A 13522-nucleotide genomic window follows, 5' to 3' on the forward strand; every position below is an offset into this window, starting at 1 on the left:
TAACATAAGCGCGTAGAGATGTCTTAGGCTAGACCGCAGATGAAAGCTGAAGTTGCACAGAGTTACTCAAAGCTGCATCCTTAGATATTTCAGTTATTTCACCATCTTTTAAGAGTAATACTCGATCTGACCTCATAATTGTTTGCGGACGATGAGCAATACATACTTTTGTTAAGCTAAGCTTTTCCATTTCATTAAGGACTGTGACTTCATTTTTGTTATCTAGATTTGCAGTTGCTTCATCTGTAAATAGTATTTTAGGTTCTTGATATAGAGCCCTTGCTAGTAATATTCTTTGCTTTTGTCCACCAGATAGAGTTGAACCTAAATCTCCGATGATTGTATTGTACTGCATTGGCATTTTCATTATCTCATCATGGATGTTACTTTGAATCGCCGCTTGTTGGACTTTTTCAAAGTCTGCCCATGGATCTTGAAAAGAGATATTGTCGACAATAGAAGCACTGATTAATTGATCTTCTTGCATGACAATACCAAACTGTTTTCGGTACCAGTTGATTTCTAATTCGTCTACTTTTTCATTATCAAGTAAAACTGTGCCTGAATTTGGTTTATATAAACCAAGTATGACTTTTAGTAACGTGGTTTTTCCTGAACCTGAGCTTCCAACAATAGATATAAACTCTCCTTCATTTATAGTCATATTTAGCCCCCTGAAAACCAAATCATCTTCGATAGCATAAGAATAATAAATATTTCTTAATTCTATTTTACCCTTGGTATTGGCTAAAATTCTATTTCCTTTTGATTCTTCAGGTTTCGATAGGACAATATCTGCCAAGCGCTCTAGGTGGACTGAGAAATACTTGAGGTCAATGAGACTTCTGGTTAATGATGATGCTTTAATAGAGAACTGGCCTTTATACATGAAAAAAGCAAATAAAGTGCCTAATGATAGCGTACCAGCCATAACTAGGTGGGTACCATAGTAAACACTGAGAGATATATCTAGTCCGAATATTAATATCTCCATGCTCTTTTGAAAGTTTAAATATGAGGTTAGGCTCATTTCTGTCATCATTAACTTAGAGTACCTTCCTAACCAAATGTTAAGCCTGTCTTCTTCTTTAGAAAATATTTTTATAGGTGATATGCTTCTTAAAGTTTCTATAACTAGGCTAGTTTCATGTGCCCTGGCTTTAATATTTTCCTTCATTTTTCTTTCCGTATTATCGGCTGCTATAAGTCGGAATATAAAATAAACAAAAAAGCTAGCTAAAGTTATAATACCTAAAATTGGCGAAATAAAGAAAATTGCAATCGACATACCGATCGATATTGAACCATTTAGAATAATATTAACTACATTTCCTGTGAGTAGATTTCTAACATGTTCAGTTGATTGATATCGCTCAATTAGTTCACCAGTATTTCTTTTTTCAAAAAATGAAAGAGGTAAGCTGAGCATGTGAGAAAATAGTTTCCTAACAAAATTTTTGTTAAAAATAACACCAAACTGAGCGGTTATGTAATCACGGATAAAGTTTAGCATGACATTAAAAATCAATATCAATAAGAAAACTGCAGTGATCACTAGTATAAAGTTTTCATCGAAGCGCTCTACACCGTAGTCTATTGAGTACTTTATGAATAGTGGGCTAGAAAGTGCTATTAGCTCAATAATAAAAGTTAACCATATAGTGTTGATAAGAAGAGAGCGTACACCAATAGTATTTTTAACTATCCACTTTATGCCTAGAGAGTTTCCTTCAGAATCTAAAGTGAAATGTTCTTCGGGCGTGATCTCTAATGCAATGCCTGTAAAGTGTTTCTCCATCTCCTCTTTGCATAATTTTAAGGGGCCTAGATCTGGGTCGTGGATGAAGAAACTACCTCTTTTTACACTTTTAAGGACAACAAAGTGATTAAAGTCCCAATGTAATATGGTTGGCGTTTTAAGCGATTTTAAGTTAGCAACACCACACTTTATTGGCCTAGTGATTAAGTCATATCGATTGGCTATTGTGACGATCTGTTTTAGCGTTATCCCCTTTAATGAGACTGGGTGGTTATCTTGAATTGAGGTAATCGTTACTTTTTTATTGTAGTAACCCATAACCATAGCTAGACAAGCTAGACCGCACGTCGCTGTTTCAGTTTGGTAGGTCATAGGGAGTTTCTTTCTGACAAAAAAACTCAGCAGAAAGTTAAATAATCTCATCTATAAACCTCGTTTCATAAAGTACTTCAATAATATATTTGTCTATATTATAATTTCCTATGCTTGGTACTCTATAGCACCTTTTCCCCTTAGATTTTGTTTCACAGTCTACCTCGTTAGTTATAACGATATTATTGATCCGTAGTACATGATTACTTATTTTATTTTTCACATGAGATAACTCAAGTTGTACAGTGTTACTTGTGACTTTTATATATTTTTGATCTAAGTTCGAGATGACTTTCATTTGTAAAACTAAAGCGAATATAATAGACAGAGAAATAATTGGAAGTAAATAAACTATGTAGCTGGGTATTGACCGTAAGGTGTACGGATCACTCAGTAACCTATGCTTATAGTGTTCCGTTGCTTCCTTTAAGAACATATCAGACGTATTCATCTTCATTTATCCTGTTTACAGCTTCGTATAAAGGAGTAAAAATACTCAAACCAAGATCCGTCAAGTACTCTTTGTTTGCAAGAATACCCTCTTCTAATTCAAGCACGTAGTTTAATGCTTTTGTGTTCCTATCTTTGATTTCTTCATTAAAGCCGGCTCTTTTCAAGCTGTCGTATGCTATAAGTACATTCGCAAAAGCATGGTAGCCCGTTAGCAAGAAGAAGAGTGGGCGTTCTTTATCTTTTAATGGTGAGTATACTTCCGGAGCACCTTTAATAACCATGTCACCAAGACTAAATGCCAAGTTAAAGTATTGATGTGAGCACTCATGAATTAGCATTTCTGTGATTTCAAATCTGTTGGAAGGAAAAGCAATTTCAACCGCACCATATCGGTAACGAATAGAGCCACTAACAAGTGTATCGGGATTTGGCCTTTTAACTGGAATTATTTCATTTAATACGTCGTGTATCCAAGAGTAATAATCGTTAGTGTGGGTTTCCATCATTGATAAAGCAAGAGCTAATTCTTTGTAATCATTATCACTTAGTTCAGTATCTTGGTGAATATTATCAGCCCAGACTTCCCAGGTTTCTTTATTCAAACGCCCGAAAATAATTTCTTTCGAAGCCAGCTTTATGTAGTTATGGTTATTTTTTGAAGCGTAGCAATCTGGAATATTCAAAAAGTCATTGCATATTTTAAGTGTTTGCTTTTTACTAAATTCACTTCCGTTGAAACAGAGCATTTGTCTGCCACATTCCTTATTCCAGTATGTGGCATTAATTTTTCCAGATTCAATGCTCTCAATTCGTTCTAGTATTTCTTGGTTAGCTTCACCGAATAACTTTTCGTGAAGCATATTAATTCTATTCCCAATTGCGATAAATTGCGAGGCAGAAATTAATTCTACTAATTCCACTCTGTGGGGGTCTTCAAGTGGAGAAGAGAACGCATGTAACTCGGCCATAATTAACCCTTGTTATTTACTATTAAGCTAAGACGTTACTATTAATCCCGTCTTTTGCTAAAAATTGGGGGGGAGTATCTAGGATTTTGGCTATCTCGCTAACCTTTAGACCATGTTGCACCAGTTTTTCAGATATACTAATGTGGATGTAGTCCATGGTCTCGCAAAACACTGTATTGTTGTCGAAACCATTGCTTTTTTGATACCTATTGAATAGTGCGCCTGAGCGGCAGGTTCTATACCATTCACAACCTTTACAGGCTTGTGGTTTGGTATCGACAGCTTTAATTAGTTCTTGCCAAATCGGGCTGGATATAAACTCTTTCATACTTGTATTAAATATGGTTTTATTCTTATCTAATAATCTTTTATCAAGGGATAATATATTGTCATCTATTCCAATTTGTCCCTCGCTACTTATATTTATGATGTTGTGCTGCATACTTTTTTGTTCATCAAGCACCTCTGCACTTGCTTCGGAAATCAGCGCGTTGAATATTTTGTTTAGAGAAGATATTCTCAAGTTGCTTCTGTCTTTCTTGCTAAGCCAGTAATCTATAATGTCTTTGTAATAGGTTTTCCAATCATCTTGTTGGTCTTTTATATCGCTATCATGACCTTCTCTAGGAAATAGCAGGTCAAAGTCGTTAATCCCTATGTCTTCATGTATATGTTTGACTAGTTCTTTACCATTGTACTTTACATTTGCCACACAAAGAGAACCAGTACTTGGTATTTTATTATCTTTTTGAGCTTGCTGTAGTAGTTTAATTCCTCTTACTGTTTGATCGTAGCTACCTTTACCGTTGTGGTCTATTCTATATTTGTCATTAATATGTTTTGGGCCATCGATACTAACGCCGACATTAACCTTATGTTGTTCAAATATTGATATCCATTCTGAATCAACCAATGTTCCATTTGTCTGGCACATTAAGTTCACGTGAACTTCAGGGGTGATATTTTCTCTTAATCTATTGCATATACTTGAAAAGTGTTCTTTTTTTATAAGTAAGGGCTCTCCGCCATGAAGTCCAATATTAATTGATTGAATGCCGAGCTCATCGTAGCCTTTGTTGATAAACTCTACAAGTTGATCAATCGTTTTCATTTTTATTACAGCGGTGTTTTCCTTGAATGTATCCATTTCCTGAAAGAAAAAATAGCAGTAAGTACATGCTAGGTTACATCTTTCTGATATTTTAAGAACTATGTCTATTCCTTTAGTTGGGCTCTTCATTATTTTCCTTGAAAGTAAAATCTATATTTTTAATTATAAAGGTGCAGGAAGTCCTGCACCTATTATTACTTTCTAATATTAATTTTCGCCTTTATCACCAATTGAAGCGTGGCCTGAAGCATGTCCTGAGCCATGGGCTGAACCATGAGCACCAGCACCGCTAATCATGTCTAAATGTGCTTCTTTAATTTCTACTATTTGAGTATCAACTTGTTTAGTATTTTGTAAGCGCTTAGAAAGTTTTTGAGATAACGTCATTTTATTTCCTTTTAAAATAGTAATGGCCATTCATTTTGAATGGCCATATATCCTATAGTTACAAATATTATATTGTAAAGTTGAGCTGCGACTCTAAATATATTTAAATCAAGTCTGTGATAATGTTCGCATTGAGTGTTTGTCATTCTAAAGTGTTACGTATTTTTTGTAATTAGATATTATGTCTGTCTAAATAGAGAGGAAATGAACCTGGATAGTTCTATGTTACTAGTATTTAATTCCTATTTTTTTACTAAAAATACTACTTTCTTGTTTTGCTGCTAATTCACTTTTTTTGGAATCGTTAATTGATGGAAACAATATTGCATAATTTCTAATGCTTTGAGGTGATTATCATTCACTTATCAGTGCGGACACTTTCTCCATATCGGACATTTAAATTGATGAGCGGACACTTTTATCGTGTGTTCGCGGACACTTTTGACCGATCAATACTCACTCATTAGGGCTTAGTGTTTGTTATTATTGGTTTTTTGGTTTTTGGCACGCAGTTTGTATTAATAAGACCATTGGAACAGGTTTTACAGTCAGCGGACACAGTAGGGATAGCAGATGATTCAGGACACCAGCGCACAAGACACCATAAAGCAAGTTAGCAAAGTGAGTAAGGCTAAACGCCCTTTGATACTAGGCATTGCAGCGTTATTGGTTTCTGGCCTAGTTTGGTCAAGCATAGGTAGCGATTCCGTTGCCACTTCAATTAAACGCTCTGAGCTGCGTTTCGCCACATTAGCGCGCGGTACACTGATTCGTGATATTCCAACGACAGGTAAGATTGTCGCGGCAAATGCTCCGGTTCTTTATAGCCCTGAGCAAGGCAGCGTAACTTTAATTGCTAATCCAGGAGATCGGGTTGAGCAAGGTGATGTTGTTGCGACGATTGAGAGTCATAAATTGACCAATAGCCTAAAGCAACAAGAAGCGTTGCTTGAAGGGATGAAAAGCTCACTTGAACGTGCCCGCCTCGATGCCCGCAGACAGCAACTTAAAGCGCAGCAAACCTTGGACATGGCAAAAGTAGACTTAGAAGCCGCTGACCGCGAGAGCCGGCGTGGTGACCAACTGATCCAATCGAAGTTAATTAGCAAGATAGATTTTGAAAAGAGTAAGGATGATTTACACAAGGCTAAACTATTATTTGCCCACGCAGGGCAAGAAGCTCAGTTGATGAAAGACACCTTAACTTTCGAGCTAAAAAACACTGCGCTAGAGGTTGATCGTCAAGCGTTAGTCGTTAAAGAGCTTGAGCGCCAGGTGGCCGCGCTTAATATTATCGCGCCAGTGGGCGGCATTATCGGTAACTGGTTAACAGAGCAAAAAGCGCGTATCGGCCAAAGCCAACCTATTTTAACCGTCGTGGATTTAAGTGCTTTTGAAGCGGAGTTAGCTGTGCCTGAATCTTACGCTGACGAGCTCGGTCTTGGTATGGCGGTTGAGTTGAGTTTTGGTTCAATCACCTTGATGGGAGAGCTTTCCTCAATCTCACCAGAGGTTCGTAATCGTGAAGTGACCGCAAGGGTACGATTCGAGCAGAATGATAGTTTACACCTACGCCAAAATCAGCGCTTATCAGCCAGAGTATTGCTAGAACATCGTCCTAATGTATTGATGGTCAAACGTGGTGCATTTGTAACTAGTGGCGGCGGTCAAGAGGTGTATGTAATGAACGGTGATATCGCCACTCAAACACCTATCCAATTAGGTGCTCGTAGTATGAGTCATATTGAAGTGATCCAAGGCGGTCAGGTTGGCGATGTCTGGGTGACATCAAGTATAGAGCCCTTTAAGAAAGCCGCCGAAGTTCTTGTTCGTTAGCTTTCAAAGCCACTGGGGAGTGTACAAATGACTAAGTTAAAGTGCCCGCAGTTAGTGACTACATTGGCGTTATTTATGCTCGTAGTCGCAGTGCAAGTCTCGAGTGGCAGTGCGAGTGAGTGGGTATTTATTGGCCTAGATTTGATTGAATTAGGCTATGAGACCTCACAAAGTTTACCGAGTATTTTAGATGTCGCGCTTCATATCAGCGACGACATTAGCCAGGTCGTACTGGCGATAATAAATTGTTTAGTTGACCAGTTACTAAATAGCCTCAATAGAGGTTAAGTAAACCCATTTAATTAAAGGAATATGCACCATGTTATCAATGAAGAACATCAACAAGGTATTTAAAACGGACTTAGTCGAAACACACGCATTACGTGATTTCAATTTGAATGTCGAGGAGGGCGAATTTGTCGCGGTTACCGGACCATCGGGGTCGGGAAAAACCACGTTTTTGAATATTGCAGGCTTACTTGAAGGCTTTACTCATGGCGACTTTTTCCTTGATGGTGTGAACATCTCAAACTTAAGTGACAATAAGAGCGCTGCGATTCGTAACGAAAAAATTGGTTTCATCTTTCAGGGATTTAACTTAATCCCTGATCTTAACTTGGCTGAGAATGTTGAAGTGCCTTTGCGTTATCGTGGTTTTAATGCCAAGGAGCGCAAAATACGTGTTGAGCGAGCGTTGGAACAGGTTGGTTTAGCCGCAAGAATGAAACATCTCCCAACACAGTTATCGGGTGGACAGCAACAGCGCGTGGCGATTGCCAGAGCGCTTGCTGGCGAACCTCGTTTCTTATTAGCGGATGAGCCAACGGGTAACTTGGACAGTTTGATGGCGCGCCAAGTAATGGAGTTATTAGAGGACATAAATAAGGCTGGCACTACCATTATCATGGTGACTCATGATGCAGAGCTTGCTCGCCGAGCACAACGCAACATTCAAATTGTCGATGGGCAAGTGTGCGATTTCACCATGTATCAAGGCGAACAGGGGAGTGTAGCACAGGGGCAGTCGACACCAGATAAAGGTGCTGCCGATGTTATTTCTGTCGCATCATCTGTCGCTTAAGAGTCTGAGGAGATAGCTATGTTTTTTTACTACTTAGATCTTGCTTGGCGCAGCATTAAGAAAACGCCTTTCCTGTCATTGCTGATGGTGTTGGCGATCTCAATTGGTATCGGTATTACCATTACCACGCTTAATATCTACAAGATGGCATCTGTAAACCCTGCGGGAGAGCGTTCATCACAGCTATTTTCGGTGCAGTTGATGAGCCAAGATCCCGATACTTGGCAAAATATTAGTGAACAAATAACCTACCAAGATGCGATAAACCTGCGCAAAAGCGAAGTGCCTATCAGGCAGACCGCCATGTTCCGTACGGGATTGGCGGTGCAAACCGAAGATGTTAATTTTTCACCAATTCTCGAAGGTGTTCGTGTAGCAGATAGTGATTTTTTTGCTATCTTCGACGTGCCGTTTTTATACGGTAGTCCATGGAGTAAGCAGGTTGATAGCGAAGGTGGCTATAAGGTAGTTATCAGTGAAGACCTTAACACTAAAGCTTTTGGTGGCACCAATAGTGTGGGCAAAACACTGATATTAGATCGTAAGCCCTACCAAGTGGTTGGTGTGATTAAAAATTGGAATCCAAGTCCTAAGTATTACGATGTGAATAATGGAGCTTTCAACGAGTCAGAGCAAATCTTTGTACCCTTCTCTTTAGCACCAATTGAAGAGTTTAATAGCTGGGGCAATAACAACAGTTGGCGTCACGAAAACATTAGAAACTATAACGACCGTCTAAATTCAGAAATGCATTGGGTCCAATATTGGACCGAGCTGAGTACACCAGCTATGCAGCAAGAATATAAGCTGTGGCTGGGTAATTATGTTGAGCAACAACAGCAGTTAGGGCGCTTTAAGCACCCAGAGGCTCGAGGTGAAATCTCTGATGTTGCGACTTGGATGGTGTTTAACAATGTGGTTCCAGAAGACAATAAAGTGCTGGTGGGCCTAAGCGTACTGTTTTTAGTGGTGTGTTTGGTGAACATGCTTGGTTTGTTGTTAGCTAAGTTTTTAAAGCGTGCACCGGAGGTCGGAGTTAGGCGAGCCATTGGTGCCAGCAGAATGCAAATATTTTCTCAGCATTTGGTTGAAGTCGGGCTAATCGGTTTTTGTGGCGGTGTATTAGGCTTGGCTTGGGCATGGGGTGCACTGTCATTGTTGGCTTCGAAGTTTGATCTCACAGAATCTCTATCACAGCTAGATCAAAGCATGTGGTTAATCGCTCCTGTGATTGCTGTATCTGCAGCCATTATTGCAGGGGTCTACCCCGCTTGGCGTATCTGTACGACTAACCCAAGTATTTACCTTAAGAGCCAGTAACGGAAAGGAATTTAGCATGTTTCAGATTAAACCCATTGTTAGTATGTTGATGCGCAATAAAAGCGGCCCGTTATTGTTGCTTATTCAAATTATTTTATCGGTTGCCATCGTGGCCAATGCCAGCTTTATTATTAGTGAGCGTATTGGTTTAATTGGCCGGGAGTCGGGTGTTGCTGAGTCAGAGGTTTTCGATTTTAGTATCTACAACTTTGACGAAAGCATAGTGCCTGAAAGCCAAAATCTGCGCGATTTAGAGATTATTAGGCAGCTCGATGGGGTTAAAGCGGCGGTATCAACGAGTATGACGCCACTGAGTGGCGGTGGTTGGTCATCTAACTTTTCCTATGGCAGCAGTGAGGAAGATCGTAAAGATACCCCCAATGCTGCTCTGTATTATAGCGATGAACAGTTTATCTCGACCTTAGGCTTAAACCTTATCGAAGGACGTAATTTTTACCCTGACGAGGTTCACATTGGTGGTTCTGAATTAGCGAGTTTAGCGATAGTTACTGCAGAGTTCGCCAAGGAGACCTTTGGTGATGAACCGGCTGTTGGACAGACTATGTATCGCGGCAATATTGGCGACCAACCAATGAAAATTATAGGTGTAGTTGAACGTTTGCAAAGCGCATGGGTTGATAACAGCAACCTAAACCGTAGCGTTATTTTGAATGTTGAGCTAAACAATGCCTTTAATCGCATCTTGGTAAGAGCAGATGAAGCAGCGATTGCAGGGCTAAAAGAGTCGATACCCGCAGCGTTGCATAAAGAGCACCCTAATCGCGTAGTGACTGACTTTACCACTATCAGTGAGCATCGTATTAGTGTGTATCGTAATCATGAACTGATGGCGTCAGTGCTGTCGCTGATGGTGGTATTGTTGCTGCTTATTACTTCGCTTGGTCTTGCCGGTATGGTGATGTTTAATATTGAGCGCCGCACTAAACAGATAGGCACCCGTCGAGCATTAGGGGCTAAAAAGCGCGATATTGTGAGTTTCTTCTTAGTTGAAAACTACCTGTTATGTCTAATTGGCGGTGGTTTAGGTGGCCTAATTGCTGTGCAGCTTGGCCAGCAGTTGATGACGCTTTATAGTTTGCCAAAGCTTGAGCTTATCTATCCCATTATTACGGTTGCAGGTCTTCTAGTGCTAACGACCATAGCAGTGATTTTGCCTGCCCGTAAAGCTGCCAAAATATCTCCTGCAATCGCCACACGAAGTGTCTAACTCTTATCGCTAATATATGGTTTGAAGCGGCTTGATTGTGATCCCAAGCCGTTTCAATCTTTTAAGTGATTTAAGATAAACTATTGATTGAAAAGTTAATCGCTTTATCTCTGTTTCGCTTTGCGTTAGTTTTAGGCAAGCCTTATACACAGATTATAAAAAAGAAACTATGGAAACGATTCTCATCGTTGATGATAACCAAGCGGTATGCAGTGCTTTATCGCTGATGCTGGAATTGCATGGCTATCAAACACTGACTTGCTTGTCACCAGATGTGGCTGTGGAGTTAGTGCAACTGCATGATATTGCACTTGTTGTACAAGATATGAATTTCACCCAAGATACCACCTCGGGTGAGGAGGGCGTATCGCTATTCTATGCCTTAAGAGCGCTGCAACCACAGTTACCGATTGTTTTGCTCACTGCATGGACTCAGCTTGAAGTCGCCGTCGAGTTGGTAAAAGAGGGCGCGGCCGATTACATGGGCAAGCCTTGGGATGATACTAAGCTGTTAACCAGTATTGGTAATTTAATCTCACTTCACACCTTAACAAAGGCAAATGCCAAGCTTGCACGAGTCGAAAACCAGCGAATGGCAGCGATAAAAGATGCTGACCTTTGTGGCATTGTGTTTAACAGCGGCGCCATGCAGCGTTGTGTTGATTTAGCCTTGCAGATAGCTCGCAGCGATGTATCGGTGCTGGTTACTGGTCCCAATGGTGCAGGCAAAGATAAGTTGGCTGATATCATTCACGCTAACTCCAATCTAAAACATAAGCCATTTATTAAGGTCAATATTGGTGCCTTGCCGATGGAGTTATTAGAGGCTGAATTATTTGGCGCCGAGGCGGGAGCCTTCACTGGCGCGACCAAGTCCCGTATTGGTCGCTTTGAGGCCGCTGATGGCGGCACGCTATTTTTAGACGAAATTGGCAACCTGCCATTATCTGGTCAAGTTAAGTTACTGAGGGTGCTGCAAACTGGTGAGTTTGAGCGTCTTGGTAGTCATCAGACTCGTAAGGTAAATGTTAGGGTAATTAGTGCAACTAACGCTGATTTGATTCATGAAATTCAAGCAAGCCGCTTTCGAGAAGATCTGTTTTATCGGCTCAATGTGATTGAATTGGCGCTGCCCGCGCTTTGTGAGCGAAAAGATGATGTTATCCCGCTGGTGAACCACTTTGTCGGAACTGAGTTCTCATTGAGTAAGCATACACAGCGATCACTAGAGGCGCATCACTGGCCTGGTAATGTACGCGAGCTTGAAAACGCCTGTAAACGTGCGGTGATTCTAGCCCAGAGTAATAACTTGATTGCTGATGATTTTGGCCTGATTGACTTAGACGTTACCGCTAGTCCACAAACCGATGTTCAGACTATTTCCGTGCAAGCGATAATCAAGCCCCAATCCACATCGGTAGAGGTAAGCGCTCAAGATGCTAACTCATCGATTGATGAGTTAGCCAATATTCAAGCAGCGTTAGATAACCATAAAGGGGTGATTGCACGAGTAGCTAAATCACTGGGCTTAAGCAGACAAGCACTCTATCGACGCATGGAAAAATATGGCATTGAAAAATAAACCAAGTAGCCGCATAAGTGGTATTTCTCTACGTACTAAATTGGTTATTGGCAGTGGGTTGGCAACGGCTGTGGGACTCATGCTATCGCTGAGTTTATTATTATGGTTTGCAGAACCGGCTGTATCACAAACGATTGTTAAACAATTTAGTTTGCTGCTGCTAATTATTTTTGGCCTATCTATCTGTATTGCTATTGCGGTGAGTTACTTATTTACTCGTCATTTAGCCACAAGTTTAATGGCACTTGAAGTTGGCTTGTTGAATTTTAAAGATAATGATTTTAGCGTGAGCTTGCCTGTAGGAGGAGACAAACAGTTACAAGCATTAGCCGTACTGTTTAATGAGTCAGCTGAAGCATTGAGGAAAGAGCGCCAATATATTTATCAACGTGAGCTGCTGCTGGATAAAGTCATTCAAAGTTCACCCAATGTGATGTTGCTGCTAGATGATGAGCAACGAGTTATTTACGCCAATGATGCTGCAAGACACCTGTTTAACCAAGGGCTTAGGATTGAAGGTATTGAGCTTGACGAACTTATCGAGCAAGTGGCTGATGAATTAAGCGCTGCACTTGCAAACCCTAAAGATGGTTTGTTCTCGCTAAGTGCCAAGGAGAGTGATTCTAACGGTGAAGGAGAGCCTGAAACATGGCATCTTTCACGGGGGCAGTTCTTGTTAAATGGTCAGTACCATCACCTTATTTTACTTAAGCAGATGACACGGGAGCTCAACCGTCAAGAAGTGGCGGTGTGGAAGAAGGTGATCCGCATTATTAGCCACGAGCTGAACAATTCAGTGGCGCCAATCGCTTCGATGGTGAACTCAGGGCGAATGCTCACCAAAGATCTTGATGATCCTAAGTTAAAGCTGATTTTTGATACTATTGAAGATAGAACCAGTCACTTAAGTCAGTTTATCTTTGATTATGCGCGTTTCGCCAAGCTACCCGTGCCAAAAAAGAGTCAGGTCGATTGGCATAAATTAACTGAACAACTGCAGCAACACTACAGATTCTTCCTTGAAAATGAGTTGCCAAGTTCCACGGTAGAGTTCGACTTGATCCAGATGGAGCAGGTGTTACTAAACCTTTTGAAAAATGCCCATGAATCAGGCGCTGCAGCTGACAGCATTAGCTTGTCGATTGTTGATACTACCCTGGCAGATGGCACTGAAGGAATTTATATTGAAGTCAAGGATCAAGGCTCTGGGATGCCGCCAGAAGTACTTCGTCAAGCACTACTGCCTTTCTATTCTACCAAGCAATCTGGCACCGGGTTAGGACTACCATTGTGCCGTGAAATAATCGAAGCTCATGACGGTCGGATAAGCCTGCAAAACCGTGACGGTAAAGGTCTGAGTGTCAGGTTATGGGTGCCGAAATAGGCGTTTTCAGTATTGGATGTGAATTAAATCAAGTTAGCTAT

Annotated in this window: 11 protein-coding genes; 7 read left to right on the forward strand and 4 right to left on the reverse strand. The window is 40.6% G+C overall.

What is annotated here, in order from left to right; genetic code table 11:
- Positions 1 to 28 precede the first annotated feature (28 nt).
- The 4 genes from SWP_RS04560 to SWP_RS04580 all read right to left on the reverse strand — a co-directional run bounded on the left by SWP_RS04560 (position 29) and on the right by SWP_RS04580 (position 5050).
- Positions 29 to 2131 carry a peptidase domain-containing ABC transporter gene (locus SWP_RS04560; protein WP_187148537.1) on the reverse strand — a complete coding sequence of 701 codons (2103 nt, stop codon included), beginning with the start codon at positions 2129 to 2131 and terminating at the stop codon, positions 29 to 31.
- A 437-nt stretch (positions 2132 to 2568) separates the two neighbouring features.
- Complete coding sequence (locus SWP_RS04570) at positions 2569 to 3552, reverse strand: aKG-HExxH-type peptide beta-hydroxylase (RefSeq protein WP_020911214.1); 984 nt, start codon at positions 3550 to 3552, stop codon at positions 2569 to 2571.
- A 22-nt stretch (positions 3553 to 3574) separates the two neighbouring features.
- A complete protein-coding gene (locus tag SWP_RS04575; protein ID WP_020911215.1) occupies positions 3575 to 4792 on the reverse strand; it encodes a radical SAM protein in 1218 nt (405 codons plus the stop codon).
- Positions 4793 to 4870: 78 nt separating this feature from the next.
- Positions 4871 to 5050 carry a hypothetical protein gene (locus tag SWP_RS04580; protein WP_044555670.1) on the reverse strand — a complete coding sequence of 60 codons (180 nt, stop codon included), beginning with the start codon at positions 5048 to 5050 and terminating at the stop codon, positions 4871 to 4873.
- 573 nt (positions 5051 to 5623) lie between these two features.
- Here SWP_RS04580 and SWP_RS04585 point away from each other — a divergent pair.
- The 7 genes from SWP_RS04585 (at position 5624) to SWP_RS04615 (ending at position 13481) form a co-directional block, all read left to right on the forward strand.
- On the forward strand, positions 5624 to 6886 hold the full coding sequence (locus tag SWP_RS04585; protein ID WP_020911217.1) for an efflux RND transporter periplasmic adaptor subunit: 1263 nt from the start codon (positions 5624 to 5626) through the stop codon (positions 6884 to 6886).
- Positions 6887 to 6913: 27 nt separating this feature from the next.
- Complete coding sequence (locus SWP_RS04590; RefSeq protein WP_020911218.1) at positions 6914 to 7174, forward strand: hypothetical protein; 261 nt, start codon at positions 6914 to 6916, stop codon at positions 7172 to 7174.
- A gap of 31 nt (positions 7175 to 7205) precedes the next feature.
- A complete protein-coding gene (locus SWP_RS04595) occupies positions 7206 to 7967 on the forward strand; it encodes an ABC transporter ATP-binding protein (RefSeq protein ID WP_020911219.1) in 762 nt (253 codons plus the stop codon).
- An 18-nt stretch (positions 7968 to 7985) separates the two neighbouring features.
- Positions 7986 to 9287, forward strand: coding sequence for an ABC transporter permease (locus SWP_RS04600; protein WP_020911220.1), 1302 nt, complete (start codon positions 7986 to 7988; stop codon positions 9285 to 9287).
- Positions 9288 to 9303: 16 nt separating this feature from the next.
- The gene (locus SWP_RS04605; RefSeq protein ID WP_020911221.1) at positions 9304 to 10515 is read left to right on the forward strand and encodes an ABC transporter permease; all 1212 of its coding nucleotides are present in this window, start codon (positions 9304 to 9306) and stop codon (positions 10513 to 10515) included.
- A gap of 169 nt (positions 10516 to 10684) precedes the next feature.
- On the forward strand, positions 10685 to 12097 hold the full coding sequence (locus SWP_RS04610; RefSeq protein ID WP_020911222.1) for a sigma-54-dependent transcriptional regulator: 1413 nt from the start codon (positions 10685 to 10687) through the stop codon (positions 12095 to 12097).
- Positions 12081 to 13481: a sensor histidine kinase gene (locus SWP_RS04615; RefSeq protein ID WP_020911223.1), complete on the forward strand. Its 1401-nt coding sequence runs from the start codon at positions 12081 to 12083 to the stop codon at positions 13479 to 13481. Before SWP_RS04610 ends, SWP_RS04615 begins: the two co-directional genes overlap by 17 nt.
- Positions 13482 to 13522 lie beyond the last annotated feature (41 nt).

Source organism: Shewanella piezotolerans WP3, from assembly GCF_000014885.1.
GTDB classification, from domain to species: Bacteria; Pseudomonadota; Gammaproteobacteria; order Enterobacterales; family Shewanellaceae; genus Shewanella; species Shewanella piezotolerans.

Excerpts from the sequence above, each read along its gene's own strand:
- SWP_RS04560 (WP_187148537.1), bottom strand. The coding sequence starts at position 2,131 with ATGACCTACCAAACTGAAACAGCGACGTGCGGTCTAGCTTGTCTAGCT.
- SWP_RS04570 (WP_020911214.1), bottom strand. The coding sequence starts at position 3,552 with ATGGCCGAGTTACATGCGTTCTCTTCTCCACTTGAAGACCCCCACAGA.
- SWP_RS04575 (WP_020911215.1), bottom strand. The coding sequence starts at position 4,792 with ATGAAGAGCCCAACTAAAGGAATAGACATAGTTCTTAAAATATCAGAA.
- SWP_RS04580 (WP_044555670.1), bottom strand. The coding sequence starts at position 5,050 with ATGACGTTATCTCAAAAACTTTCTAAGCGCTTACAAAATACTAAACAA.
- SWP_RS04585 (WP_020911217.1), top strand. The coding sequence starts at position 5,624 with ATGATTCAGGACACCAGCGCACAAGACACCATAAAGCAAGTTAGCAAA.
- SWP_RS04590 (WP_020911218.1), top strand. The coding sequence starts at position 6,914 with ATGACTAAGTTAAAGTGCCCGCAGTTAGTGACTACATTGGCGTTATTT.
- SWP_RS04595 (WP_020911219.1), top strand. The coding sequence starts at position 7,206 with ATGTTATCAATGAAGAACATCAACAAGGTATTTAAAACGGACTTAGTC.
- SWP_RS04600 (WP_020911220.1), top strand. The coding sequence starts at position 7,986 with ATGTTTTTTTACTACTTAGATCTTGCTTGGCGCAGCATTAAGAAAACG.
- SWP_RS04605 (WP_020911221.1), top strand. The coding sequence starts at position 9,304 with ATGTTTCAGATTAAACCCATTGTTAGTATGTTGATGCGCAATAAAAGC.
- SWP_RS04610 (WP_020911222.1), top strand. The coding sequence starts at position 10,685 with ATGGAAACGATTCTCATCGTTGATGATAACCAAGCGGTATGCAGTGCT.
- SWP_RS04615 (WP_020911223.1), top strand. The coding sequence starts at position 12,081 with ATGGCATTGAAAAATAAACCAAGTAGCCGCATAAGTGGTATTTCTCTA.